General features: G+C 40.5%; 26 protein-coding genes and 1 pseudogene. 5 read left to right on the plus strand and 22 right to left on the minus strand.

Going from position 1 to position 25,862, the window contains the following annotated elements; genetic code table 11:
- Window positions 1–12: 12 nt before the first annotated feature.
- The 6 genes from EEL30_25145 to EEL30_25170 all read right to left on the minus strand — a co-directional run bounded on the left by EEL30_25145 (window position 13) and on the right by EEL30_25170 (window position 7,271).
- Window positions 13–1,251 (minus strand): hypothetical protein, encoded by a 1,239-nt coding sequence (locus EEL30_25145; protein ID QDX95286.1) that lies wholly within the window; start codon window positions 1,249–1,251, stop codon window positions 13–15.
- Complete coding sequence (locus tag EEL30_25150; protein ID QDX95287.1) at window positions 1,220–3,214, minus strand: hypothetical protein; 1,995 nt, start codon at window positions 3,212–3,214, stop codon at window positions 1,220–1,222. The genes EEL30_25145 and EEL30_25150 overlap by 32 nt, the downstream gene beginning before the upstream one ends.
- Window positions 3,211–3,903: a hypothetical protein gene (locus EEL30_25155; protein ID QDX95882.1), complete on the minus strand. Its 693-nt coding sequence runs from the start codon at window positions 3,901–3,903 to the stop codon at window positions 3,211–3,213. The genes EEL30_25150 and EEL30_25155 overlap by 4 nt, the downstream gene beginning before the upstream one ends.
- Window positions 3,851–5,293: a hypothetical protein gene (locus EEL30_25160; GenBank protein QDX95288.1), complete on the minus strand. Its 1,443-nt coding sequence runs from the start codon at window positions 5,291–5,293 to the stop codon at window positions 3,851–3,853. The genes EEL30_25155 and EEL30_25160 overlap by 53 nt, the downstream gene beginning before the upstream one ends.
- Window positions 5,269–6,678 (minus strand): DUF2399 domain-containing protein, encoded by a 1,410-nt coding sequence (locus EEL30_25165; GenBank protein QDX95289.1) that lies wholly within the window; start codon window positions 6,676–6,678, stop codon window positions 5,269–5,271. Before EEL30_25165 ends, EEL30_25160 begins: the two co-directional genes overlap by 25 nt.
- A 158-nt stretch (window positions 6,679–6,836) precedes the next feature.
- Window positions 6,837–7,271: a GNAT family N-acetyltransferase gene (locus EEL30_25170; protein ID QDX95290.1), complete on the minus strand. Its 435-nt coding sequence runs from the start codon at window positions 7,269–7,271 to the stop codon at window positions 6,837–6,839.
- Between the two features lie 499 nt (window positions 7,272–7,770).
- On the opposite strand from EEL30_25170, the gene EEL30_25175 reads away from it, so the two are divergent.
- The 3 genes from EEL30_25175 (at window position 7,771) to EEL30_25185 (ending at window position 10,384) form a co-directional block, all read left to right on the plus strand.
- Complete coding sequence (locus EEL30_25175) at window positions 7,771–8,319, plus strand: hemerythrin domain-containing protein (protein QDX95291.1); 549 nt, start codon at window positions 7,771–7,773, stop codon at window positions 8,317–8,319.
- Window positions 8,320–8,584: 265 nt separating this feature from the next.
- Complete coding sequence (locus EEL30_25180; GenBank protein ID QDX95292.1) at window positions 8,585–9,520, plus strand: YafY family transcriptional regulator; 936 nt, start codon at window positions 8,585–8,587, stop codon at window positions 9,518–9,520.
- Window positions 9,521–9,601: 81 nt separating this feature from the next.
- Window positions 9,602–10,384 (plus strand): transcriptional regulator, encoded by a 783-nt coding sequence (locus EEL30_25185; GenBank protein QDX95293.1) that lies wholly within the window; start codon window positions 9,602–9,604, stop codon window positions 10,382–10,384.
- A 67-nt stretch (window positions 10,385–10,451) separates the two neighbouring features.
- Here EEL30_25185 and EEL30_25190 read toward each other — a convergent pair whose 3' ends face one another.
- The 4 genes from EEL30_25190 to EEL30_25205 all read right to left on the minus strand — a co-directional run bounded on the left by EEL30_25190 (window position 10,452) and on the right by EEL30_25205 (window position 14,277).
- Window positions 10,452–10,829: an enoyl-CoA hydratase gene (locus EEL30_25190; GenBank protein QDX95294.1), complete on the minus strand. Its 378-nt coding sequence runs from the start codon at window positions 10,827–10,829 to the stop codon at window positions 10,452–10,454.
- Window positions 10,826–11,641 (minus strand): TrmB family transcriptional regulator, encoded by an 816-nt coding sequence (locus EEL30_25195; GenBank protein QDX95883.1) that lies wholly within the window; start codon window positions 11,639–11,641, stop codon window positions 10,826–10,828. Before EEL30_25195 ends, EEL30_25190 begins: the two co-directional genes overlap by 4 nt.
- A gap of 277 nt (window positions 11,642–11,918) precedes the next feature.
- Complete coding sequence (locus tag EEL30_25200) at window positions 11,919–14,072, minus strand: acetyltransferase (protein QDX95295.1); 2,154 nt, start codon at window positions 14,070–14,072, stop codon at window positions 11,919–11,921.
- Window positions 14,065–14,277, minus strand: a complete 213-nt coding sequence (locus tag EEL30_25205; protein QDX95296.1) for a hypothetical protein — start codon at window positions 14,275–14,277, stop codon at window positions 14,065–14,067. Before EEL30_25205 ends, EEL30_25200 begins: the two co-directional genes overlap by 8 nt.
- A 632-nt stretch (window positions 14,278–14,909) precedes the next feature.
- Between EEL30_25205 and EEL30_25210 the strand changes: the two genes are divergently transcribed.
- Both EEL30_25210 and EEL30_25215 read left to right on the plus strand, forming a co-directional pair.
- A complete protein-coding gene (locus EEL30_25210; GenBank protein ID QDX95297.1) occupies window positions 14,910–15,425 on the plus strand; it encodes a DNA-deoxyinosine glycosylase in 516 nt (171 codons plus the stop codon).
- Between the two features lie 146 nt (window positions 15,426–15,571).
- The gene (locus EEL30_25215; protein ID QDX95298.1) at window positions 15,572–16,312 is read left to right on the plus strand and encodes a MurR/RpiR family transcriptional regulator; all 741 of its coding nucleotides are present in this window, start codon (window positions 15,572–15,574) and stop codon (window positions 16,310–16,312) included.
- Between the two features lie 55 nt (window positions 16,313–16,367).
- Here the strand turns inward: EEL30_25215 and EEL30_25220 are convergent, their stop codons facing one another.
- The 12 genes and pseudogenes from EEL30_25220 to EEL30_25275 form a co-directional block, all read right to left on the minus strand.
- Window positions 16,368–17,804, minus strand: coding sequence for a glycoside hydrolase family 1 protein (locus tag EEL30_25220; protein QDX95299.1), 1,437 nt, complete (start codon window positions 17,802–17,804; stop codon window positions 16,368–16,370).
- A gap of 244 nt (window positions 17,805–18,048) precedes the next feature.
- Complete coding sequence (locus EEL30_25225; GenBank protein QDX95300.1) at window positions 18,049–18,477, minus strand: N-acetyltransferase; 429 nt, start codon at window positions 18,475–18,477, stop codon at window positions 18,049–18,051.
- 258 nt (window positions 18,478–18,735) lie between these two features.
- Window positions 18,736–18,921 carry a hypothetical protein gene (locus tag EEL30_25230; protein QDX95301.1) on the minus strand — a complete coding sequence of 62 codons (186 nt, stop codon included), beginning with the start codon at window positions 18,919–18,921 and terminating at the stop codon, window positions 18,736–18,738.
- Complete coding sequence (locus tag EEL30_25235) at window positions 18,922–19,647, minus strand: N-acetylmuramoyl-L-alanine amidase (protein ID QDX95302.1); 726 nt, start codon at window positions 19,645–19,647, stop codon at window positions 18,922–18,924.
- Between the two features lie 15 nt (window positions 19,648–19,662).
- Window positions 19,663–19,929: a bacteriocin uviB gene (locus EEL30_25240; GenBank protein ID QDX95303.1), complete on the minus strand. Its 267-nt coding sequence runs from the start codon at window positions 19,927–19,929 to the stop codon at window positions 19,663–19,665.
- 419 nt (window positions 19,930–20,348) lie between these two features.
- Window positions 20,349–20,894, minus strand: a complete 546-nt coding sequence (locus tag EEL30_25245) for a hypothetical protein (GenBank protein ID QDX95884.1) — start codon at window positions 20,892–20,894, stop codon at window positions 20,349–20,351.
- Window positions 20,895–21,836: 942 nt separating this feature from the next.
- Complete coding sequence (locus EEL30_25250; protein ID QDX95304.1) at window positions 21,837–22,109, minus strand: hypothetical protein; 273 nt, start codon at window positions 22,107–22,109, stop codon at window positions 21,837–21,839.
- Window positions 22,109–22,390: a hypothetical protein gene (locus tag EEL30_25255; protein QDX95305.1), complete on the minus strand. Its 282-nt coding sequence runs from the start codon at window positions 22,388–22,390 to the stop codon at window positions 22,109–22,111. The genes EEL30_25250 and EEL30_25255 overlap by 1 nt, the downstream gene beginning before the upstream one ends.
- A complete protein-coding gene (locus tag EEL30_25260) occupies window positions 22,390–22,977 on the minus strand; it encodes a DUF2313 domain-containing protein (protein QDX95306.1) in 588 nt (195 codons plus the stop codon). The genes EEL30_25255 and EEL30_25260 overlap by 1 nt, the downstream gene beginning before the upstream one ends.
- Window positions 22,974–23,801 carry a hypothetical protein gene (locus EEL30_25265; protein ID QDX95307.1) on the minus strand — a complete coding sequence of 276 codons (828 nt, stop codon included), beginning with the start codon at window positions 23,799–23,801 and terminating at the stop codon, window positions 22,974–22,976. Before EEL30_25265 ends, EEL30_25260 begins: the two co-directional genes overlap by 4 nt.
- 234 nt (window positions 23,802–24,035) lie before the next feature.
- Window positions 24,036–24,260: a hypothetical protein gene (locus EEL30_25270; GenBank protein QDX95308.1), complete on the minus strand. Its 225-nt coding sequence runs from the start codon at window positions 24,258–24,260 to the stop codon at window positions 24,036–24,038.
- Window positions 24,260–25,246, minus strand: a pseudogene (locus tag EEL30_25275) (hypothetical protein). The gene EEL30_25270 and the pseudogene EEL30_25275 overlap by 1 nt, the downstream one beginning before the upstream one ends.
- Window positions 25,247–25,862 lie beyond the last annotated feature (616 nt).

The raw sequence follows: 25,862 nt of genomic DNA on the forward strand, positions 1-25,862 counted from the left end.
TAGCTTAATAGGCTACACTTGTTTCACCTTCACTATCCAACTCTTTAGCTTGCTCGGATCATGGCAGACCACATACGCTTTTGAAAACCGATACAAATAGTTCTCTTCATGAGATTTAGGAGAGAGCACGATTAGCTTTCGTTTTAATTCTTTCTCATACAGATTGAATATCTTCTCCTTTCTCCCCTCATCCAGCGCACTATCAAATTCATCAAGGACAATATATCCGGGGCTAGCCTGAATGGTTTGTAGGAGAGCTAGCGCAAATAAGAGTGAACTTAACGATTCTTCGCCTCCCGAAACACCTTTACCCACTTTCCCGCCTCGAGCTTTGGTGCTGACATCTTCCATTTTGCCTCGATGCCCTTCTTTTCTTGCTCTCAGGTACAGGTAATAATGGACTTGGTTACGTCGATCTGGCTTCATTTCCCAATCAATTTTCCCACCGAAACCGAATTCGCCCATATAATTGACAAAACGTTGATTCACTTCCAAAACCCGCATATTAATTGTAGTTTCCATATCGTCTTTCAAGCGCTCCATCCGTTCCGTATATTCTTCTAGTAAACGCTTGGCTTCCTGTAGCTCCTCATTGGAACGTTCATATTCTTGTTTCATGATTTCATAATTTTCTGGTGCTGCCTCATCAATATCAGTTTCTTTTGCAGCCTGATCAAACGTTATTTTACCAGTCTCTCTCTGTTGATGTGCCTGAGCCTTAGTCCAATTTGGTAGTTCTGTTAGAGAATTTTTGGTATCTGAAAACCTATACGGAGTAACGTCTTTCAGATAAGTTAACTCACGGGAGGTGGCTACATATCCCTCTTCATTCGTGTTATATTCATCACTTTTCCGTTTAATTAGTCGTTCTGTCTCTTTACTATTTCGTTCCTTATCGTCTATAGATTGCTCGATCCGCTTCTGTCTTCTTTTTTGATCTGACTGCTCTTTTTCCTGTGTTTCATATTGCGTTTCTAATTTTTCTAGTAGCGCCATTTCTTCCTGTAACTTTACAACCAATGATTCTAGTTCCAAAGTTAGTCGTTGAATTTCCTCCATTTTCTGTTTTTCCTTAGCGAATTCCTGATAGACCGCTTCATATTTTTCCAGTTGTGAGATACTTACCCTGTAAACAGCAATCTGCTCTTGAAGAATATGTAAGCGTTCAAGGAATTTTTGTTCCTGTAAAAGTAATTCCTGATCCAGTTGTTCCAGCTTGTCATGCTTTTTTTTCGTTCCATTCTCTCTCATTCGTGACTGAGAAAAAGGCTTCTGCCTTTTTCACCTTATCCAATGCTGAATGCAGAGAAGTGTTCTCAGTTCGTAATCGTTCCATTTCTTTCGTAACCAATAGAATCTGCTGTGTTCTTTCCACGATAACTAGCTCGATTTCCTGTTTACGCTTTTGAATAGCCATTTCACTTAAAATAAATTCTTTTTCTTCTTGTGCCCCTCGTTTCCCCTTCGTGTCTACCAAAATGCCATTTTCATTCGTTGGCATTTGTTCAGTCTGGAACGATTTCACCCACCAAAGTGCTTTTACAGCAAAGGGAATCAATTCTTCCTGTAGTGCTTGCTTGATTTGAGCATGCAAGTCAGGTAGGCTGGTCAAATAATATTCGGGAACAATGTCTGATAGAGAGACATGATACAAGTCATTTGGTGGCACAAACACTTTTCCATCTACAAAAATCGTATATTTGATTGGATCAAACCATTGTTCATCGGCTGGTCGAGATTTGTCATCTAATTCGATCAGCTCTTGTAATGGATAAGCCTTTATTCCTTTACTTGCAAAATAGACGAGTGACTTTTGCTGACGCTGGCTCACATAGCGATTATTTTTCACATCCTCATGTTCACTCTCTAGTTTTTTCCTCTCCTCCGACCACATTCTATGGTTATCTTTGTTATGTTCCAAAGAGCGTTCATTCTCAGCAATTCTATCTGTAACAAGATGACTACTCTTGTATTCTTCTAATACTTCTCTATTCTTGATTTCGTCTACCTTATCTTGTTGAATTTGAAATTCAAGAAGCTTCATCTCACCTTGATTTTCCCTTAATTGACTTCTGATGGTTTGAAACTGTTCGTCTAAGCTATTCTTTTCTTTCTGATCGCTATCCAGAGCAGAGCGAAACTGGTTTAATTCGTTTTTTACTTTCTCTTCTGTCTTTGGTATATTTTGAACTTGCCGTGTTACATGTTCTATCTGTTTTTCCAAATCCTGTTTCTTTTTCTGACAAGCTTTCTGTTTTGCTTGCAAATTATCTTTTCTAGACTGGACTTCCTCTAAAGACTGATTCGTTGTTTCTAATTCTATTGTGACTGCTTCTACATTTTGCTTTACCGTTTGCAACTGCTCACGAAGTCCAAATAAAGCCTTTTCATCTTCGGCCTGCTCCGTTTGATATTGTTCGATTTGTTCCTTTAAATCAGATATCTCCTGAGAGTAATATTTCTGTAAAACAAGCAAAGCAGAAACATATTCGGTTAACCCTGCCTCTAGTCGTCTGTTACGATCATGAAACCGATCCAATTCTCTTTGCTTTTGGGTAAGTCCCCACTTTTTATTTTGAAGCGTTTGTTCTGCTGCTTGCATAGAAGTAGCAGCTTCATTCACCAATTCCTTGCTCTCTTCCCAGTTCTTCTGAATCGTATCAATGCCATACATCTCACTAAAAATTCGAAAGCGTTCCTCTGGATGCATAACCGCAAATTGATTAACCTCTTTCTGATACCAAATTAGATAAAATTCATCAGGATCGACCGCATACTTTTGTGAAATCTGTTTTTTGTATCCTGAGAAATTATAATTTTGATCCCCTGACGAATACTTTCTAGTATATTCCCATTGATCAATGTTTTCGCCTTCTTGAATGTAAAAATCTTTTTTAACAGTTTCACCCGGTTTCTGCTCGATGTGTAACGAAAACTGGACGAATGCGGGCGCATCTACTTTGACATGTCCTGCATTTTTAAATAACAAATCAATACTAGCCCTCCATGTCTCATCGGGGGATAAATTTTGTGAACGTAGGCCTTCCAAGTCTACTTTGCTAGAATAAAGGACCGCTCCCAAACAAAATGTAATGGTAGATTTACCCGAACCGTTTGGACCAGAAATAAAAATATGATCCTGCTCCTCAGATAGATCCATTATAGTCTGCCCATAATCACGGATGCCGTTAAACCGTAATCGCCACGGTATCATGGAGTTTGTCCTCCTTCTAAGTTGTACCTTTTGAAGAAACGTAGCACATCTTCCATATGAAGTTGATTAGATTGGCTAAATTCCGCATATCTTCGTAAAAAGGAGTTTGAAAAAAGATGGCTACCGATCGCTGTCAATTGATATGCCTCTTCATCTGAATTCCCTATGTATGGTTCGATAGCTCCAATTTTTCGTAACGAATCTAGATTAATCTTTATACGCTGGTTCGCCTTTAACGACTCATGCCCAAAGCTATCAACCAATTGATTGAAAAGCGTATACTCATTTTGTAAAACTTCCTGATGATAAAAAATAAACATTAGAATTGCCAAGCTCTCCTTGGAAAGCACCGTCTTAGCCTGTTTAGCAGGTACTCTCATCATCACCACAACCTGATTACGACGCTCATCATAGATCACTTTAAAATATCGACTAATCGCTTGATTGACTCGTTGCAAAAAAGAGAAGAATGCTTGCTCATCATTAGCGATTCCGATAATTTTCTCCACTTCTTTTCGTGATAGCCCAAAATTTGCATTCCGAATCGTAGCAGAGGATGAAAATAGAATCTGTATAAAAGCAGACTCTTCTTCTTTTGTTAGTACTCCTTGAAGAGACATCATCGCAGATAGAGGGTTAAGATTTACTTCCTCGTTGATTTCTTCGTACAATGCCCTGTCCTTGCTCATCATCGATCCACATCCAATCCTTGTCTGAGTATGATTTTGCTGCTGATTTATTATTCATAATTTCTTTATTCGTCGGTTCATCTACACTAGCTCGTTGATTGCTAACTAAAGCAGATACGCCAATTAAAGCATTTAGCACATCGCTCCATTTAGCAGAACCACCTGCTTCTATTACTAGCTCTTCCATTCCAGCCTCGTTTACTTGTTCCAAATAGGCTTCAATCTGTTCCGTTTGAATAAATTGTTTGGTCAACTGCCAGCGTGAGTCGCCCATCAACTCATCAATGGCACCCATATCTAACTCTTCCATCTCTTCATACTCAACATCAAGTACTTCTTCCATCTCTTCTGTATACGGTTCATAGTTTTCGATATACTCGACAGCTTCATTTATACCTTGAGCAGGAATTGGTGAAGGGAATTTTACTGGAACCCACACTCCATCTAATTCCTCTTCATCATAGTTTCCCTGTTCCATAAAGCTTAGGATTTGATGCGTATCGGGAATATCTGATTCTATTGGACTATCAAATGATTTCATAATAAACTGACGGAAGGTTTCTGGCTGGATTGCTTGGATCATATGGGATTGTTGCAGCATTGAGAACGTCAGAATTTTATTAATCGTTCCAATGCTTATCTTGGTCCCTTCCGCCATTGTAGCCGTCCCTCTTTGCATAAAAGGAGCCAATGTTAATCCCTCTTCAAAGGTTTGAAACTTTTCAATTCGTTCCGCTAATTTATTTTCCAACTCTTGCATTAATTGATTAATAATCTGCACCTGCGGCAAAGCATTCCGGTCAGCAAGATACTCTAGCTGCCTTTCCTTCAACAATTCAATGGCATCCTCTACATTTTTAATCATACTTACCAGTTTATTTCCGCCCGATATGCCTTTATCATCATACGCTTCACTTAACTCGGCATCTCGTTTTGCTTGGAATAAAGATTTAGCCACATCATCATTCAAATAGTAGGCCAGTGAATCGTTGGCTAGTCGAATTAATGTGTCCATCATGCGCTTGCCTACATCACGCATTCTAATTCGCTTTGTTGTTTTTGTAATCCAGTTATACTTTCCTAGAATAAAAATTAATTGATTAATATGCGTCAGTGTAATTTCACTGTCATGTTCATAGTTGTTTCGGTAGCGGTAATACAAGGCATGTTCATTTTCAAGTTGTTCTGTCAGTCCCAATGCCTCTTCATTAATCAGATTTAAAATTCGCAGAAAACGAAGCGTATACAAAGGGGAATTAAAATATTTCTCAGAACTAAGATCTTGAATGACACCTGACAACGTCGATAAATCACGCATCACTTGCATTAATTCTGGTTGCCTTTCATCTGCTTTAAAAACGGAGATTAATGATTTATCCAGGTTAACCACTGTTCAGGTCCTCCCATGTGCTCTTCTTGTTCACGTTTTGACGTTTGTATCATGTCGGAGAAGATTTGTTCATAATCCCCCCACTTATTTACTGTTTGGAAAGTAGGCAAAATCAATGTAATTGGCTTACTATTCGTCAATCTATATAGTTCTTTGGCAATCGTATATCCCGATTCATCACAATCGGTCCATATCATTACATGATTTAGATTAGGTGAGTTTTGGACAAGTTGAGTAATCAGCTCTCGATGTCCATTTCTAACTTGACCATCTACACATAAGACAAAGCTACTCGTCTGCTGTAAAAATTCCGTTTCGTACGCCATGCGGGTCAACACACCCCTGTTCTCAACCAACCAGATATTCTGCGCAGTTGTTTGAAAAGACATATCATATACAGCAATGTCCGTTGAGGCATGAACCGTTCCGTGGGAGTAGTGGATGCTCTTCCCTTCAAGCTCTCCACTAAAAAAGATAGGCGTAATTGTACCCAGGCTAATTAAACCAACTACTTGTAAAGGCGTTTGCAATATGTATTCCAATAATTCCAAGAAGTCTTTTTTATATGGATCAAACTGTTTTGATCCCCCGATCGTCTGATAATAGCTAGCCCCTATCTCTTTCCAATCAAAATGGTCGACTGATAACGCTTTTTGGTAGACAGCCAGCATAAAATGTAAAAACGTAAGCTGTTTAGAAAATTTCCAGGTAGAATAGGCAACATTCACAGAACTAGTGTTAGCAGAATTCTTAGCACGTAGCTTGGGTGGTAGCGACTCGTTAGTCTGATTAAGTGCTTGCAGACACTCATTTTTTAGTGTTTGCATAGTCGATTCCATAGTAACAAGTACTTTTTTCCGAGCAGGAGAGAGATCATATAGAGTTGATTTATTACTAGATTTCTCGCATAGCCGTATCCATTCGTTTAAGCTGTATTGTTCTCTCTTCTCTTTCTCCTCTTTTTCCCCAATTACATACTGATATAACACTGGCCCCATACGAAAATATTCAGATAGGACCGTTTTCTCATCTTTTTGAAAACGTACTTCTTGGAGAATCCAACCATTTTGAATCCATGCAAAAAGCTCCTCTGTTTCTGAAAGCTTCTTTTTGTTTTTAGGACTGGTAAATTGTTTTACGAGGATTGAGGGAATCTCTATTTTCTTAGCTACCGTTGTAATTACAGGCTGTTCTACTTGTATATTTTTTTGCCTATCTAGTATTCCACAAGTTAATAGAGCAACTTTTCTTCGGATTCGAGCCGTCCTTTTCATAACCGGGATTTCATACTTCCCCGCTAAACTAACGATGCCTAATTCGTCAATCTCTTCATCTGCCAACAAGATGAATTGCTCAATAAATTCACGCCATAAAACTGGTATCATTCTTTTACTCCTGTCAACGTTTCTTTGTTTCTATTGTAACATGCGTACAACAGGGTATTATTTGTAAGATATTGAATTTACATGTAAAAATAAGATCAAACACACATAAAGAAAGGACACAGATAATAAAACATCCATGCCCCCAAGCAAGTTTCGGTTTACATCAAACTCATAATTACATTCCGCTCCCGAAACCCAAGCTTTTCATATAAATGTTTCGCATGATTAGCTACATAAACATTTAGCCTAATTTCAGGATATCCCTGTTCCTTTAGCCTCTGAATGGCGGCTTCCATCAGCGGCTTAGCATACCCCCTCCCACGGGACTCAGGCATTACATATAGCTCAAAAATATAGCCGATCTCTATGTCGGTAAACTGCTCGATGGTACTACCAGCTAACACCCAACCCACAATTTGCTCGTTCTGCTTACCTACTAGATACCAAGCCCCTTTCTCTAGCAGTTTATTGATTGGCTCCTGTATTCTTTCTAGATTCACATCAATGTGGCCCAAAGTGCCTTCCTGTAAAGCCTGCGGTGTCTTTTCAAATAAAAACTCCATGTCCTTTGCTGTTGGTTTTCTGATTTCCATGTTGGTAGTCTCCTTTGTTTTCACATCGTTATGTAAACCTTACTCCTTAGGTAAAACAACCAGAACAAACGTAACAATAGGACCTCCGAATAAGGACAAGAGAAACCATACAAGCCCCGATCGATTTTTCCCTTGTGCAAGCCCCGCGTTAATAAGAGCAAGAGTTCCCCAGCCCAATACATACTCGTTATTCATGTTGTTTATGCTCCTTTTCACAGTTTAAAATCTTGCTTCAATACTACCCCGAACTTTCAAACATTTATATTGTAACAAATTTTATGGAAAGATTAAAAAAACTTTGTTGCTTGAAAAATAACTTCACCATTTTCTAAAATACTGACCACTGAGTGCGTTTTTTTCGTATATTTGGTAAGCGGCTCTCCCCTGCTATCTTCTAGAATTTTTCGAAAAATGTGTGATCTGAATCACATCGTTGGATCGTTTGTTTCGTTAGATTTACTAATGACAGTAAAATGAACGGAGATGAGTTGATACGCTTATGAATACTCCTTTATACAAACCACAGTTGGACATGACGGATTGGAGTGAAGCCAATCAGGAAAAGTACAACAAACTGATCACTATCATTGACCCACACCTACACTCATTTGTCGCTGAACATGCAACGTTGGAAAACTTGATGGATAAGGTGCGAGAAGGTTACGATCTAGAAGTGTATCGTCTCGCTTTACAAGAGATTAAAATTGAAATGGAGCACCATTTTTTGTACGAAGAAATGTTTATTTTAGGTAAATTGGAGAATCATATTGTTGAAAAGGAAGTAGGTCCAATTGCAAAATTAGTACAGGATCATGTGATAATCCGTAAGCATTTTAACGATGCGAAAGAGTTGTTTGATCAAGAGCAAACAAAGAAATGTAGCGAACCGTTGATGCAGAAGATGAACCTATTAGCTTACCTATTGAAAAAACATATTGAAAAAGAAGATCACTACATTTTCCCATTGGTAAGCCTTGTACTAACAGAAGAAGAAAAGATAGCAATAGCCGAAGAAGTACGTATGGCTGATTTACAAAGACAAGCCTAGTTCGTCATTTCTTTTGCTAAGAAAGATAGGATTGCATGACATGCTATAAGGTATGGAAAAGCACGTTTCTCCCCTCTATCTAGTAAGGGATGAGCGTGCTTTTCCTCATTTCCATTCAAGAAAAGACAAGAGGAAAGGTACTCTTTAATAACGAATTCTACAAAGGAACGACTGACTAACATAAACCTAAACGTACTAAAAGACATATGTATGCCATATTTTCCATACTTAACTAATTTTTGCAGAATGGGGCAGTTTCGTCCAAATGAAAATAGACCGCTTACTTTCTATCATTATTATCTTGCTAAACCGTAATCTCGTACAAGCAAAGGATTTGGCCGAGCAATTTGAGGTGTCTATACGAACCATTTATCGCGATATTGAAACCATTAATCAAGCTGGTATTCCCATCGTTACCTATCAGGGAGCAAATGGAGGTATCAGTCTAGCCCAAGGATATCGACTAGATCGTCAATTGCTCAATAATAATGAGCTTGCAACGATAGTCACCTCTTTACAGAGCATCTCGACCATGGACAAAAGTGAGAGTCATCAGTTTTTAGTAGAAAAAATTACTAGCATTATCCCTCACTCTCAAAAAGAACAATTTCAATGGAAAACACAACAGTTTCTCGTTGATCTCTCTCCTTGGGGGCAAAATGAACGGCTGGAGGAAACCATTCTGATCATCAAACAGGCTATCGAGGATAGTAAAGTGATGAGTTTCACGTATTCAAATGCACATGGGGAGCAGACTAACCGGAATGTCGAGCCTCATATTCTTCTAGTAAAAGGACGTTCCTGGTACCTGTACGGTTTTTGCAAAGGCAAAAACGATTTTCGCCTGTTTAAGCTGTATCGCATGAAAAATCTAACGGTACTTGATACAACGTTTACACGACAAAACATTCATTCAGATGAGCTTCCATGGGTACAAAATTGGAATGATCCTGCCAAGATGGTTCAACTTGTCTTACGATTTTCCCCTGAGGCTCGTCATTTGGCTGAAGAGTGGTTTGGAGTGGAAGAGTTGCGTGAATACGGGGAAGGATATGTAACAGTAGCCGCCTCTTTCCCAGAGGATAATTGGCTCTATGGATTTATTCTCAGTTTTGGACCCTCCGTTGAAGTATTAGAGCCTGAATCAATTCAATTAAAAATAAAAGAATTAGCAACAGCTATCGTTAAGAAATATGTATGATAACTATTGTTTGTAAACCTGACAGAGAGTTGTCAGGTTCCACCTTCTATACTGTTAGTAAACCAATAAGGAGTGATTGAGATGACAACTACCTTTTGCCAAAGTTGTAGCATGCCGCTTCATGAAGAAGTGTTAGGTACAGAGCAAGACAACAGCAAATCACAGGAATATTGCACATACTGCTATGATAAGGGCGCGTTTACTGCACCAGACTGCACGATGGAACAAATGATAGAAATATGTATTCCGCACATGGTTGGGGATGGAATGAGTGAACAACAGGCTCGCACGATGTTAACAGGTCTATTCCCTCAGTTGAAACGTTGGGCACATGAAAATAGTACTGCAAACTCTCATCCATCACTTGAAGAACCTCGCCTCGTTCATTTAGAAGAACTAACGATTTCCGGAATTTCTGCACGCACAACCAATGCTCGGGAGCTTTCTGGAGCTGGTGTGATCAGTGATTTGTGGGATCAATATTTTTCTGAAAACATAGGAGAGAAGTTGTCCTCGAACCGTCTATCCCCAGATATATACGGTGTATATGCAGACTATGAGAATGGAGTAGCTGGGGAGTACACGATTTTACTTGGCAACAGAATGGCAGCAAAATCAGCGGTTGATACTGAAAACACAACCACACTCACGTTACCTGCCGCTCAGTATGCTGTCTTTACTTCCAGATGCGGACCCTTGTCCGAAGTCGTAATAGAAGCTTGGCAATTCATTTGGGCGTGGTCCATGAATAGTGGGATGCGTCGCACATTTACAGGTGACTTTGAACGCTATGATGAGCGAGCTAGCAATCCTAATGAAGCCATTGTAGAAATATATATAGCAGTTGAGGCTCCGGTACAATAAGACATCAAGCAGACACGTGAGTATTTTTCTCCTCATTCGTGCCTGCTCTTTTTTTATTTCGTTCTCATTAGGAATCCTTCCGAATAATACCTCGACTGGTTCCTACTATTACTTCTTTTCCTACCTGATTGTAATACACAAACGATAGCGTTATTTTATCAAAACCATCCATAGGCGTAATTTCATTGATTGTTACCTCACAAGTAATCGTGTCCCCCGTAAACACAGGACGAAGAAATTCATTGTTAAACTCCCTTGCAATGTAATGGAGGTCACCACCGATTTTTGTTCCGATACTTGCTGTTAATAAACCGTGTACCATAAGTCTGCCTTGTTCGTCGCGTTCCATATGATGTCTACCCTTGTCTCCGGTAAACTCTGCAAAGTGGAGCGTTTCTTCTTCTGTAAAGGTTCTTGTCCATGTTAATGTATCTCCTAGTTTCATAGTGCCCCTCCTTTGTATCCTGTCACCACATGGGATAGATCAGGTCGGTTTCGCCATAGCCGTTCTACTTTATCGGCCCCGTACTCTCTCGTGACTTCTTCAATCATGATGTCATGTCTTACATATTCGGTAGCTACCATTACAAGCGCTGGGTTTCTTGTCTTAATTGCCCATGGAATGCCACGTTCATTAAAGTTGGCAATAATAACTTCTTCCCCATCTCTCGCTGCTATGGTTAAATGTCCTCCCATCCGCTCTTGCACAACTTCTGGTGACATATAGTTATGTGGAAAGGTGTAGCCAAGATTTATCCCCTCTGCACCAAACACAATCGAGAATACCGAAACATCACGACTGACTACCTGTTGCACTTGTTCATATATGTGGCTTACTTGTGGCTCCCAAATGGATAGCCACAGCTCACTCTTCGTCTGGTTAATTGTATCTGACAACTCCTGTATGACGTGATCATATCCCCTCAGATGCACAATAACATCAATAGCTGGGTCTTTTTCTAATGTTTCTAACGAATGTTCCAAATAGTTCATGGTTTCTTCCATGCTATTCCGCAAGCGCTCCAGTAGCTGCTTGGCAGGTACGGGAGCATATTTAACTGGATCGGTCGGTACCAGGTAAGCGGCCCCTCTGTCAATCAATTTCCCTAACACCTCGTAAATCATGGAACGCGGAACACCTGAACGTTTGCTCACTTCGTATCCCGTAGCCGGTGCTTGTTTAATCAAACTAACGTAGGCCTTGCTCTCATACTGGGAAAATCCCAGCTTGTGTAGTTGGCTATAGATCGTCTCCACTGCTTCGCTCCCTTTCCGAAAAAGATAAAAGTGGTGGTCACAATACTTATTAGTAATAATACCTTTTTTCCTTTTGAAAGTATTTAAAAATGAGCATCTAAACCACATATTATATATTTCTAACTGAATCCTTAATTGAAAATGACTATTTAGTTCTGCATATAAGCTGATTATTCCAATAGAATTTTTCCTTCTCATACAAAAAAGCCTCTTTTCATGTCCCGACACCATCAGTTGGAGTCGAGTTCATAAAAAGAGGTTTTATGCGTTCTATGATTTACTTGAGTACATCAGATAATATGGCAGCAAATGCCTTCGCTCCCTCTGGCTCCAAATGAACACCATCTGGAGAGAAGTACGAATCTTTACCTGCACTAGCTGTATACCAATCTACTAGAAGCGTATTTGGATAGCTCTTGGCTACCTCGGCTAGCGTAGCGTTTACTACGCTCTCCCAAGGACGTGGAACACGGGTGTTAATTAGTATAATTTGCTTCGCATCTCCAAGAGATTTCAGTAAGCTTTCCAGTTGTTTTTTTGTAAATGCTCCGTTTGTACCAAGCTCAAGAACAACTCGACTTCCAAGCTTACCTTTCTTTTTATATTGGGCAACTAGCTCGGGAGTCTGTGACAATTGTCTACCAATTTTGGCATCGACAGTGATCCCTGGCATCAGCTTTTCCAAGTGAGGAGAAACATCAAGCATAATCGAATCTCCAATCACGGTAATCCCTTTTCCCACTTTAGAAGAAGAGGTTTTCGTCTCTTCAGCATCTTCTTCAGACGTTTTTTGTGCTTTTGTATTGCTTTCTCCCGTTTGGTGAGGGTCGGTATTATCTTTGTCTGCCTCTGAAGCTGACGAGTCGCTTTCCTTCTCTTCCGATCCTGTTGCTTGTTCAGTTACATCGCTATTTGTTGTAGTACCTGGCGTTTTTTTATCTGCCTGTTTTGGCTGTTGTTCGCTATCAACAGTAGCTTGTGTAGAGCTATTTTTTTCGCTTGTTTCTCCTTTTGATTGCTGTGCATCATTTTTTATTGTTGATGTAGCTTTTGTTTTCTCTTCAGTCTTTTTATCGATCATACCAGAGGTTTCTAATTGAGCTGTTCCTTCTTTCGCTGGTAAAGAAATATTCGGTTCCTCAACGTTTGGCTTTTCCGTTTGAGGCTTAGTATCAGTGCTTACCGCAGTAGTTGTTGGAATGGAACTTGCTGTCACATCTTCCCCCCAACCTGCTATCGCAATGCAGGTGGAGCTAAAAGCCATGATTGCAATCATCGAAACAACCCCGCGCCCAAACAAAACAAACCTCCAGCGCCCATCCTGCATTCTTCGGTATTTCGCAGGCTTAACAAATGAACCACGGCGAATCGGTTCCTCAACTAAGCGCAATGATAAAGCGGCAAGTGCAATGGTTGCTCCTACCTGAAATAGGGCTTTAGGAATGTCAATATTAGTATGTATGGCGGGTGTGCTCAGGACAATAATCGGGTAGTGCCATAAATACATTCCGTACGAACGAACGCCGATCCAACGCAGTGGTTTTGCCCCCATCAGTTTGCCCAAACTACTTGCCGGATGGGCAATTACTGCAACTACAACAGCCGTAGCAATCGACAACAACACGAGACCACCTTGATACAAAAAGTCCTCATATTGATTGGTATACCAAATCATCCAGAGTATTGTTGCCAATCCTGCTATCCCTGACACTTCAAGGGTAATGCGTGCAGGAAGCGAGACTTTATGAGAAAGTTTGGCACTTGGCCAGATCATTGCAAGTGCTGCGCCAATCAATAACCCAAATGCTCTTGTATCTGTCCCATAATAAATCCGGCTTGGATCAACGCCTGGTTCATATAAAAGGGCCATAACTAAGGCAGATAAAGCCACTCCAGCTAACGTAAAACCTAACAATTTACCTCGACGCGGTATATAACGTAGCCCCAAGAGTAACAACAAGGGCCAAATGAGATAGAATTGCTCCTCAACTGCCAAGGACCAGAAATGGCCAAATGGCGAGGCTGGGCCAAAGCTTTCAAAGTAAGATACCTCGTGAAAAACTAACCACCAGTTGCTCACATAAAGAAGCGCCGCTACAATTTCACCTCGTAGTGACAGTAACTGGGATCGATCAAATAAAGCTAGCCAAACAACTACCGCTATCAACATGACTAACATAGCTGGCAACAATCGCTTCGCCCGACGAATCCAGAAGTCCTTTAGATCAATTTTTCCGTTTTGTTTCCACTGTGATATCAATATATCCGTAATCAGGTATCCAGATAGTACGAAAAAAACTCCAACACCCAACAAACCACCAGGTGCCCAATTCACATTAAGATGATAAATAATAACAGCGAATACGGCAAGCGCACGTAATCCATCCAATCCGGGCATATATCTACCATGTCCCTGAAGCGGTTTAGGCATTACGTCCACCCCCATTGCCATTCTTGCTTTTCTCTGTTGTAGAAGCTTTGTGTTGTTTTGTTTTTGGCGTCATGTCGTTCGATTTTTTAATCCATCCTCTAATTCTGTCTGCATTCTTACCTGTCCCGATACCCATGATGCACACTACCCTTTCACTATCCAAATCATACTGGTTTCTCTTCTCTTTTTCATTTGTTCGTTGCATTCGGCGTCTTCATTCGCCATATATAGACAAAAACAGTATTCATATGCAGACAAACAAACACCAAAAATCAACAAAATCTGCAACAAATGTAGCTCTCTATATTATAGGCTTTTTGCTCTACTGATGCCCCATTCCCTCCTGATCAAAACTCAATAACTACCATGATTATAAGACGCCGTTCTCAGTAAATCGTTACAAAATATTTACGATTTTACAGTTTTACAAATGAGGTTTTTGTCCCTTATACAAACAAGGTACAAAAATTTCCAGCCAAGCATTCGACAAGTGACACTAGACCTTAAGATTTGATTATGTCGATTTTTTCTTTAGTTGTAAATAGATGTTTTTTGGTGATTTTTTTGTTTAATAAATCATTTTTATCCTTTTGTGGAATTTTTGTGCTTATATGTATCATTCAACGTGCTTCACCTTTCAGATGGTGCAAAAAAAAACCGCCTATCAAGGCCATCTTTCGTAGGTTTGTAATAAAAATCATCAAGTACTTTCGCAAATGATTTGTTACTATTAAGAAAACCCGAAGTTTTCCACCTCTTGCGCAACAAAAAACTAGTTATACTACTAGTAAAGAGAAAAGACTATTAATTACATTCATTCATAAAGGACGGTTTCTTATGTTACATTCATTTTCTCCTGTCATCTCCAATTCAAGCACACTCTTAATTCTTGGCAGTATGCCTGGTGCCATCTCATTGAGCAAACATGAATATTACGGAAATCCACGTAACCACTTTTGGCCCATTATGTATGAGTTATTTAATGAACCTATGGCGGATTCATACGAACAGCGTCTCTTGTTTCTTTTAGATAAAAAAATAGCTCTATGGGATGTTATACAAAACTGCGAGCGTGACGGCAGTCTCGACTCGGCAATAAAACAAGAAGAAATTAATAATTTTGACAGATTATATGAACAATATCCAGCTATCAAAACAGTTTTGTTTAATGGAACAAAAGCATATCAAAGCTACAAAAAATGTCGTGGCTTTTCAGATGATCGTCTCTATCTGACACTACCTTCAACAAGTCCTACACCGAGTCGTTACATAAAAACCATGGATGATAAGCTAGTAAAGTGGCAAATTGTGTTACAGCTCTTGGAGGGAAACAAGGACGAGGGGAAAGAATAAATTTTCATTTGGGCATTTTGTTGTTTTGAGCAAGCTGTTATTCATGAGTTTTGCTAGTAAGGTAGTGAGGGTGATTTTTCTATGCTAGCGCATGGAAGAATAAATGGGTAGCGGATAACGACAGATTGATTTTGGAGGCACGATACATGTTTACAGCGGAACAAATTGCTTCTTTTACTCATATCGAATTTCTTTTATACGACTACATTCTTAAGCATACAGAGAAGGTTATCTATATGAGGGTCAGAGATGTAGCAATAGAAAATCATGTTTCCACTAGTACGGTACTTCGCTTTTGCCGAAAGGTAGGTTGCGAGGGTTTTCTGGAGTTCAAAGTAAAGTTAAAGATGTTTTTACAGGAAAAAAGTCAGCGCCTTTTGAGCAATCCACAAGATAGTTTGCAAGAATTTATGGAACGAACCCAAAAGCAAGATTATGATGAAAAAATCAATCAGATTGCTTCGGTGATTGCACAAGCAAAAAATGTCGTTTTCCTTGGTGTAGGTAACTCTGGTGTTTTAGCCGAATATGGCTCAAGGTATTTCTCTAGCCTAAAAAAATTTGCTTTGTATATAAATGACCCCTTCTTTCCGATTTATAGCCATTATTTTGACGATAGCGTTACTATAGCTCTATCTGTATCTGGTGATACACATTTTACGCTTTCACAAATCACCCGTTTTAAAGAGGAAGGTAGCGTTATTGTCAGCATTACCAATCAAGCTCACTGCACACTAGCTAACATATCAGACTATCATCTACCTTACTATGTAACACCAGAATACATGGGAGAAGCCAATATTACTACACAAATACCGGTTATCTATTTGTTGGAAAGGCTCGCTAAAGCCACTTACAACATTATGCAAAAGGAAGAAAAGGTGTAGCAGAGCTGTCTTCTGTCACACAGCTCTGCATATTGTTAAAAGCTCATCTTTTATTCTATTTATCCACGCCGTTGTTTTTAATTACTTTCTGATACCAATGAAAACTAGCCTTTTTAATTCGGCGCATATCCTTTTCTCCCTCTTCATCTCGGTTCACATAGACAAAACCGTAACGCTTTTGGTAGCCATTTAACCAGCTAAGCAGGTCAGTGAATGACCAAGTGCAATAGCCTAGCACATCTACTCCGTCACTGATAGCACGTTGAATTTCATTTACATGTGCTTGTAAGAATTCAATGCGATAATTATCATTTATCACATCTCCCTCTTCAAGCTTGTCGTATTCTCCCAGGCCATTTTCTGTAATTAATACAGGCAACTGGTAACGATTACTGATGCGACGCAAGCCAATATGCATACCTATTGGATCAATCTCCCAATCCCAATTCGTTGCTTCTAAGAACGGATTACGAACAGTCTTAAACAATCCTGGCACACCAGAGTCAGAAGTCGTGCCTTTTTTGCCAGATGTATTAATTACACCCGCTCCGACACCATCAAGTGGATTATGCTCCACCGTAGAGGTTCTATAGTAGTTTACTCCCATAAAATCTGGCTTGGCAGCTTGCAATAGTTCTAGATCTCCTGGGTGTATGGTTGGTGCCATTCCATGTTGCTCTAAGTAATTCCAGATTGTCTGTGGATATTTGCCCCATACATATACGTCCATCCACCAATCATTGTTCATTTCTTCGGCATTATGATAAGCAAGTATGTTCTTCGGATCACTGTTGATTGGATAAGTAGGCATATAAGCAAAGCTTGGACCTACCTTTCCATTCGGTATATATTTACGAAATGCTAGAATTGCTCTTGCATTTGCTACGTTCGCAATGTGATTAGCTTCATACATTCTCTTCATATCTTTAACGCCAGGAGGATGAATCCCCAATTGATAGCCAAGTCCGATAAAGATATTTTGCTCATTTAACGTTACCCAGTATTTTACACGGTCCCCATATCGTTTGTAGAGTGTCACGCAATAGTCATGAAAATCTTCAATAATCTCTCGGGACTCCCATGCTCCATAGGCATCCATCAGTGCTTGTGGCACATCCCAATGGTAAATAGTAATAATCGGCTCAATGTTATTCTGTAACAAAGCATCGATAAGACGATCGTAGAAAGCAAGCCCCTCTTCATTAATGGCTCCCTTTCCTTCTGGATAGATACGACTCCACGCAATAGAGAAACGGTATGCTTTCAAGCCCATTTCTGCCATTAACGTAACGTCTTCCTCATAACGATGATAATGATCTACCGCAATATCTCCATTTGTACCTTTAAAAGTTGTACCAGGCTGTTTCGTATATATATCCCACACAGAAAGACCTTTTCCGTCTTCATTCCAAGCTCCTTCTACCTGATATGCAGCAGAGGCTGATCCCCAAAGAAAATCTGCTGGAAATGGTTTGTTTTTGACATGCTCCATGGTTATGTCCTCCCTCATTCTATTCATGTATGGTTCTGTTTACTGTATTAATATGCTTTATTATTACTCATTCGAGGTTATTTCACTCGATTTATCACATCTTCAGTAAACGCTTCCACTAAATAAAAGTAAAGGGATTAGACTGGTTTCGTTCTTTATTTCATTAGATAGGTATAAGTTACACAAAAGAAACACAGTGTTACTTCTGTGTAACTTAATAAAAAAATAGAATGCCACGTTACCGTTACATACATGAAAACTCCGTGTTCCACTCCCAAAGGTTACAATCTTTACTCTGACTTTTACAATTCCAGCCGTTTATGGAATAGTAGCTATTAAAGCTAGATTCAATTGGACAAAGTACCTCAATCGGATAATCACCCAAGCTTTGTAACATGGTATACAACAATCTATTTCCTCGATAGTTCTTAGCAACAGCAAATTGATAAAGTGATATGGTTTGTGTAGATTTTTTTGGATAAAATCGAAAGGCGGCGGCAATCACATCTTCATCCAGAGCCACGATCACTTGGTTTCTGCGGACAGCTGCTCTGGCACCATCTGGACATAGATACTCACGAGTAGCAATTGAATCTGAATTTTCAGTGATATGTTCATAAAAGAATTGTGCGATTTCTTGAGCCATAAGCGGGTGCGCTTGTTTTATTTGCATAAGTACCTCTTTATGTATGGTTTTGACACAAAATTCGAATGTATGTTCTTATTTTCATTTTACAAAAGATAGGATATGGATGCAAGTTTTTCATTGGAGACTGGCTTACGATTCAAAGAAAACATGAATACATCTATTAACAATAGGAGAAGGACAAAACAAAAAAAGCCTCCCAGCTAAAAAATACTGCTGAAAGGCTTGTACTAGGTTACCTCAATTCATGATGATTACCAGAAGAAAATGATAGAGTTCGTTATTCTATTGTTGTTTTTCTTGTCTATTATTTAGAAACACAGCAATAATAGCCACCACGGCAGAAACACCGTTAGCAATGGCATTAACCTGTTCATCTGTAATAATTTGGTAGCCGAATGTATCAGCTAATAGCTTTATTGAACCGACTATACCTGCAACCAGCATCGGTATATTTCCTTGTTTCTCCACTCAGGCACCAGCTTTCAGGTGATTTGCCATGTTTTTAATGAGCTGGGCAGCGTAATCACCAAGCACAGTTCCATTAGGGCCAGCATTTTGTTTCCAATAGTCGGGAGAAGTTATGATTTTTGCCTGCACAAGAGCATCCACAGCCATTTGAAAATCGTCAATAGGCTCTTCTAAAGCAGGAGAATACGGATGACCGATATGACTGGAAAAGGCCTTGAGCACTGCTTCTGCATATCGTTTCCAATTGTTTGTTAGTTTTTGTGCATCCCCCACATGGTCAATAAACCCATATTCCATAATAATCGTTTCTACTGCACCTGTTTCGCGATGCATGAAATAATAATCCCGACCATCTGAACCTACTCGTGTATATACTCTACGGAATCTTTGCCCCTCGGCAGCTACTGCTTGAGCTAAGGCGTTTGCTAGTTTGTTGGAAGTAAAGATAGAGTGAATGGCTTCTACACCTTCCCCACCGCCTGCATTGATGTGGTTGGAAATACAGTATGTGGCTCCGCTTTGTTTGACGAGGGTAGTACGCTGTGACGGGGTGAGTGTGGTATCTGTAGTGCGGGTGATAGCAACAGGAAGATTTAATTCCCTACATCTTTGCAACTGGTACAAACCAATTTGCAACGTCAAATCCTTTTCCTGCATATGATTTCCACTTGCTCCAGGATCAGCTCCTCCGTGTCCTGCATCAATGATTAAAATCGGTTTTTCCATACGCATATCCTCCTTTTATTCTACCTTTTCTTTTAATTCTTGCAGTTCCATTTCCAAACCAGATAGGCTTCGTTCAATCTGCTGAAGGGTTGAAGTATTTCGCTCCAGTTGAATGACCATGCGTTCGTTATGTTCCATGAGTTTGGCTTCGCGTGTCTGTGCTTGTTTGACCAACCTCGTCTCGCGGTCTCTCCCCTCTTTTTTGGTAGAGAATAACAGCCAGACAAACAGAGCAGCAAACGGACCTTGTTGGAGCAATGAGTTCATTACGCTCTCTTCCATGCCATTTTCCCTCCTCGTCGGATATTGCGTAAAAGAAAGAGCACCTTTTTTTACGAAGGTGCCCTGACTGGGTGAGGCTTGCGGATTTGAGGAAATAAAAACGCCTTACTCGAAATGAGCAGGCATCCCATTATTCCTCGTTTTGTTTTGATAGATACTCAGCTACGGGAATTTGATAATCTTGGGGGAGAGAATCAATAGTACGTCGTCCTGCTTTGACAAGCAATCCATAAACAGGGATCATGTATTCTTTTACCATTATTGTTCACCTCCTTTTAATTCTTCGAGAGCTTGCTGAAGAGCTGTCATTTTTTCATAAAGCTGTGCAATGGCTTCATAGGCTACCACCAGCTCTGGAGACATCTCCTTTTGTTCACGATCAGCTTGGATTTGAGATAATGCTTTGGGCTTTGTGAGAATCAATCGAATGCACCTCCGAATCCACGTACAATAACAGGCTCTGTTGCGGTTCCTTTCGTGAAAGAAAAACGTAAGCTAACGCCCCATTTCTCCGCTGTTTTTTCCTTATTGGTGAATATAAAGCCTCGGTTGAACTTGACGAAATTCGTTGCGTCCTCCCACGTTGGTAACTCATCGAAAGCGTTATTTGAGACTTCAACCTTGTAATCAGCTCCTGATGGAACGGTTGCATCGATGGTTACCAAAATACGTTTAGCAGCAATGTCTGTTGAGAATGGTTTTTTCAAATGAAACGCTAGTCGCTCTGCCGTTCTCTGAAAAGTGAATGTTCTGGTAGAGGTCATGCCTTTGCTGTCAGTTGCTTCTATAGTGATAATGTGACTGTCGTTTAAGGAGAGACTTAGCCATGTGTCTTGTGGGATGGTCACGGTATTTTCCTTGCTGTCAGTCCCAGCGAATGTGCGAATAACATTGCCGTTGATTTTCTCCGTGATGGTAAACGCGTCACCCTCTGGCTCTGTGACTGTGTAGTTCTTGGAAGGGATAGCACTTAATACGCCGAGGTCTTCATTTTGTCCGCTGATAACGGGTGGTCTGTTGTGGACGACTCGGAATTTACGTGTGACCTCTGCTGATTTACCGCCTTGGTCGTCTTCTGTCCAAATGGTAAGAGTATGGTCGGTGTTTTCGGTTAGGTCAGAACCTGTGATATCGGTTGTGTCGTCATAGAGACGCTTGGAACGAAACGTCAACGTTTTGGCAAAAGAAATAGGCGTGCTACCGTTGGATACTCCGGATTGCAACGCCCTTGTGGTGCCGTTGTTGATGCGGTATTTTATTGTGACTACGTTGTCTTTGTCGGTGTCGGAGGCGGTGCCCTCAATCGCCATGCTATTTCCATCAGCCAATACGAGATTGTCGGAAGGCTTTTTGATGTTTATCGTAGGTAGTGAGTTAACCAGGTAATCAACTGTAGCTGTATACGCATAGAAGTAGTCGTACGTCCTAGTATCAACTGCTGGTTTTGTTACTGTTCCTGAGTAGTTCTGTGTAAAGTGCCAAGCACCCGGCAAAGGTTCAATTGTGACAACACCGCCTGATTTATAAAGAGTTCCACTGTATCCACCTTGACTATAAGGAATACTTGATGGAAATGAAGGGGGTGTTGAGCTTGTATTTGATATTCCATATCTTGCATCGGTTTCTGTTTTTGATTGAGAAGGTGTATAACTCCCCCCAGTTTGCACTACCCTGTCATAAGGTCTGCCACTTAGATTGAATGTGATTTCGTCGCCGTTGACTGAAAAAGACACGTTCCCTTTATCTACCGTTACACCTCTCACCTGTACAAGTTTAGGAATCGTAAGTCTATGTGTTTGCGATGAATGATTTCTAACCTCGGGAAATGCATGTGTTAATTGAGCCACAAAACATCCTCCTTTCTAATATTGCCGTTATCCGAAGTCATCATAGATTTCCAAACAACACTACACCACCAACCTTTTATTGGCCCCGTCATACCAGCCTTCTGTTAATGTGATGTCATTAAGCGTTGCAAAATTCTCGAAAAACACGTTGTCCGTGAAGTTGTTAAACACCGCATCTTTTATCGTCTTCACGTCAATCTGCAAGGCCGAAATAGCCACGGTGTGCTGTTCCAGTAGCTTGTGTGCATCGTCTATTCCCTTTTCCCATCGGTTGATATCCGTCTCCATGACGGGATCATCATACTGCCAATCTAATTTAGGATTGTACGGCATCAGGCTTTCGCTCCTCTCACTTCAAATTCGAATCGGAATTCCAACGATTGATCGCTTAATACATCCACATTAGCCGTTCTTTCGGTTATGAGATTGCCTGCTTCATCCAGCAGTTTTAAAGTGGACACCTTCGTTATCCCGCTCACTGGCTCTGTTATTACCACAACCTTATTTCCATCCTGCTTGGTAGATCTCAATTGGACTGTTTGGTTGTTTAATATGAGGCTAGAAGTACGTTTACTTAAATCTTGTGCCGCCCGTTCCAAATAGGCTTTATCCATCAAATAATCACCTCATCCTGATATTTAATAGGAGTCATGCCGACTCGAAATTCGCTAACCTTGTGATAACGTCTCCGATTGATTTTGATAATTTCAGTAATCGCAATCTCATTTGACACTGCCAACTGCGGCATGAACACATGCGGAACCCGCTTTCGCTTATGAATATCATGCACCCAAGAGGCTACGTCATAAATCGACCACAGAGGAACCGAGATATAGAAATAGCCTGTATCTGGGTTTTCCTCTATGAGAACTTGGTCCGCTGCCTGTTCTTTGATAAAAAGTCTGGTAATACTACCTGCCAGCGCTGGTGTAAAGGGTAACCGCTCCCGATACTTCGCCATCACACGTGCGCGTCGCGTCTCATAGGAATCACCTTGCTTGGGAATAACTTGGAACATATACTCCCAATATGGTAGTCCCCATGTAACTGTTGTGATCATCGTTTGCCGTTCCACATCTAGCTTGCGGGTTTGTTGATAATCCCTCTCAGCTTCTCCTGCTTCAAAATGATGCACCGCTACCTGATTCTCATACCAATAGGGCGGCAACACAGCTCGATATTTCTCTGGAATCATAGTCATGGCGTATTCACCGTCACGTTTTTCATAATTGGTATGGTTGAAAAAGTGAAATCGATATTATCCTGAGTACCATTTAGCAAAACATTACGATAATCAATAACACCATCTACTTTGAACAAGCGATATACCTCTGAATAAAGTATCTTCTTGCTCTGTTTGTTGACATATGCCACAATGCCAGCTTGTATCTTCTCTTTTATTTCTTCTATAGATACAGTAGATTCCCACTCCAGCAAGTCTCCACTTACCGTTACTTCCAATGCTTTCGCTGCTTGCACCATTACTTTGTCGTTGAGGCTATGCTTATCTGGCAATGCCAGATGCTCCGTTACTTCCTTGACCAATTCTTCACTGGCAGGTTGCCCATCTTGGTCGGTTAACGCAATGTGCACCGTATTTGGCGCCTCACCCCAGATAAACACCTCTCCTACATTAGGTACTTCTTTCACCCAACGTTTGTAATCATACTCAGCTCCTGTTCCTTCCTCTTCCCCAGCCTTAGCTATTAAACGCTGGCGATATAATTCGTCTGGCTCGTTTGCTTTTCTCTTCACCCCTAAAAACACACCCCAGGCATCCAAGAATTCCCCATCTGCCCAAGGCAAATACCATTGTAGAAAACGATATTCATCTAATTGTTGCTGCTCGGAGATTTCCATAGCGAGTGGGTAGTGAAAATCATAAAAAATCTCGCCTTCTTCTGGGGAAGGTGGAGTCTCACCACGGGCTGTAGCAAGTTCACTTGCGCGATTATACATCCGTTGGTAAATTTCTTCCGCTGTCTCGCGCAGCAGCGGCATGTCTGGTTTTTTTACCTCTGCCATATATCTATCACCACCTTATCAATTGGAGAGCCGTATAAACGGCTCTCCCATCAAAAAACGCCTACTCATTACACATGAGAGGCGCCTCCTACTTCTTATTAACTTGATCTGCTAAGAATTCTGCCACTGGCAGCCTGTATGCTTCGGGTAGAATTTTTTGTGCGTTTTTCACCGGTTCTATTGCCCATTCGCCTGACTTTACTAGGTATGCATAGACAGGGATCATGTATGGTTTTACCATTGTTTCTCACCTGCTTTCATTGATTTCACTTCATCTTCCAAAGCTAAAATTCGATCATTTAGCTGTTTTATTGTCTCTTGTGACGATACGTTCTGCTTATCCAACTGTACAATTGCCTCCAAAGTAGATATCAATTCCTCAGGTAAATCAAGTTGATGCCCTGGTGTTTCTACCACATTACCAAATGTTCCGTCTGGATTTCTCTTTATATATTCCACTATCTAATCACCCCCACTAGCATGACGGCTGATTCATTTGTACTTGTATTGGTCCTGCTCAATGTCAGCTTGAACATAACATCTGATTTTGCTGTAGCTACAGTGCTAATCAACTCATCCTCTGAAATCAAAGTAGTAAGATCGACACTTTCCTTGGTCATGGCTGTATATTGCTCTCGCAGTCCCTTATCTACAAAAGATGCCTCAGCATCAACAACTAGATTGCCTTTTTCTCTCTTTAGCCAAGCAAGTATTTCTTTGGCTGATCCTTTTGGTGCTAGGATTTTATAACGAGCAACAGATTTTTTCATAGGTGTTTCTGTTACGGCGTTGGTTACATTGAAGGTCTTAACTGTCGATAACCCAAACTGGTCTGTAGATGTTATCGTCACGGTGTTAGCTCCAGCTTTAAGATCACTCACTTTAAACGAATACGACCAATTACCACTTGCAACACCGCTGAGCACCGTTTGTTCCGTACCGCTGTTGAGCTTCCCTTTTACTGTGAGGGTATTCCCGTCTGGATCGGATGAAGTACCTGAGAGAGTAATAGAATCCGGTGGAATCAGACCAGATTGCACAGCAGGGAACGTGCCAACAGTAATAATAGGAGCCTTATTGTGCTTAACGGTAAAAGTACGGGTGACGACATCAGATTTACCACCTTGGTCATCCTCAGCCCATATGGATACCGTGTGATTGGTTCCTTCTCCTAGTAACCCTGATACATCAATGGAGCCGTCATACAGTCTACCACCTCGGTAGGTTAGTCCCTTGGAAAAAGAAAGAGGCGTGCTACCGTTTGATACTCCGGATTGCGCCGCCCTTGCCGTTCCCGTATTGATTTGGTATTTGACCGTGACGACATTACCATTGTCACGGTCAAACATAGTTCCTTCCAGTCGTAGTATTTTATCTTCTATTAATACTTGATTATCAAGAGGAGAGATTACTGAAATAGCCGGAGGTTCGTTCAAAAATTCAAGAACGGGACGCCATCCAATATGTTTATATGTTTTCAATCCAAATGGAGAAGCAAAACCATTCGCAGCTGTTCCTACAGAGTAACTCCCACCCCGTGCAGAATAGGATTTAGTTCCTTCACTAACGAGTTCTTGACACCAAGATACCATAGAATACCAATTCCAAGTTTTATTATGCTCACTCTGCACATTCTCAACAGTACCTTGGCTTGGATTATTAATATCATAATTACTTGGTTTTGGCAGTCCAACGATCCCACTTTCGTTTATTACAATACGATCCCACTCGTTTGAAGGCATCCCCCCAAAAGGGCTATTGCTAATTGAGCCACGCCCCCTTATACCTCCGCTTAAAATTCTACATTTATATTTTTCTCCATCTATTGTTACTATTTTTCCTTTAACCAAGCCAAGATCATCTAAGGTTCTCCATGATATATTAGCGATTAGAACCCTGTCACATATAAAAAGTATCTTTCCATTATCATTCACCTTGTGCCATTTGACACGTTTTGAAGAAGATGTTGAAGTATTATTGAAATTAATTGTGTAACCATCTCGGTAATCTGGTATATTTCCACCATAAAAAGCTCCAGGCGGGATAACATCCGATGGATAG

The organism is Brevibacillus laterosporus, assembly GCA_007833815.1.
In the GTDB taxonomy this organism is placed as follows: domain Bacteria; phylum Bacillota; class Bacilli; order Brevibacillales; family Brevibacillaceae; genus Brevibacillus_B; species Brevibacillus_B laterosporus_D.

Coding starts and splice junctions, on each gene's coding strand:
- EEL30_25145 (QDX95286.1), bottom strand. CDS start 1,251: ATGAGAGAGAATGGAACGAAAAAAAAGCATGACAAGCTGGAACAACTG.
- EEL30_25150 (QDX95287.1), bottom strand. CDS start 3,214: ATGATACCGTGGCGATTACGGTTTAACGGCATCCGTGATTATGGGCAG.
- EEL30_25155 (QDX95882.1), bottom strand. CDS start 3,903: ATGAGCAAGGACAGGGCATTGTACGAAGAAATCAACGAGGAAGTAAAT.
- EEL30_25165 (QDX95289.1), bottom strand. CDS start 6,678: ATGATACCAGTTTTATGGCGTGAATTTATTGAGCAATTCATCTTGTTG.
- EEL30_25170 (QDX95290.1), bottom strand. CDS start 7,271: ATGGAAATCAGAAAACCAACAGCAAAGGACATGGAGTTTTTATTTGAA.
- EEL30_25175 (QDX95291.1), top strand. CDS start 7,771: ATGAATACTCCTTTATACAAACCACAGTTGGACATGACGGATTGGAGT.
- EEL30_25180 (QDX95292.1), top strand. CDS start 8,585: ATGAAAATAGACCGCTTACTTTCTATCATTATTATCTTGCTAAACCGT.
- EEL30_25185 (QDX95293.1), top strand. CDS start 9,602: ATGACAACTACCTTTTGCCAAAGTTGTAGCATGCCGCTTCATGAAGAA.
- EEL30_25190 (QDX95294.1), bottom strand. CDS start 10,829: ATGAAACTAGGAGATACATTAACATGGACAAGAACCTTTACAGAAGAA.
- EEL30_25200 (QDX95295.1), bottom strand. CDS start 14,072: ATGCCTAAACCGCTTCAGGGACATGGTAGATATATGCCCGGATTGGAT.
- EEL30_25205 (QDX95296.1), bottom strand. CDS start 14,277: ATGCAACGAACAAATGAAAAAGAGAAGAGAAACCAGTATGATTTGGAT.
- EEL30_25210 (QDX95297.1), top strand. CDS start 14,910: ATGTTACATTCATTTTCTCCTGTCATCTCCAATTCAAGCACACTCTTA.
- EEL30_25215 (QDX95298.1), top strand. CDS start 15,572: ATGTTTACAGCGGAACAAATTGCTTCTTTTACTCATATCGAATTTCTT.
- EEL30_25220 (QDX95299.1), bottom strand. CDS start 17,804: ATGGAGCATGTCAAAAACAAACCATTTCCAGCAGATTTTCTTTGGGGA.
- EEL30_25225 (QDX95300.1), bottom strand. CDS start 18,477: ATGCAAATAAAACAAGCGCACCCGCTTATGGCTCAAGAAATCGCACAA.
- EEL30_25235 (QDX95302.1), bottom strand. CDS start 19,647: ATGGAAAAACCGATTTTAATCATTGATGCAGGACACGGAGGAGCTGAT.
- EEL30_25240 (QDX95303.1), bottom strand. CDS start 19,929: ATGGAAGAGAGCGTAATGAACTCATTGCTCCAACAAGGTCCGTTTGCT.
- EEL30_25250 (QDX95304.1), bottom strand. CDS start 22,109: ATGCCGTACAATCCTAAATTAGATTGGCAGTATGATGATCCCGTCATG.
- EEL30_25255 (QDX95305.1), bottom strand. CDS start 22,390: ATGGATAAAGCCTATTTGGAACGGGCGGCACAAGATTTAAGTAAACGT.
- EEL30_25260 (QDX95306.1), bottom strand. CDS start 22,977: ATGACTATGATTCCAGAGAAATATCGAGCTGTGTTGCCGCCCTATTGG.
- EEL30_25265 (QDX95307.1), bottom strand. CDS start 23,801: ATGGCAGAGGTAAAAAAACCAGACATGCCGCTGCTGCGCGAGACAGCG.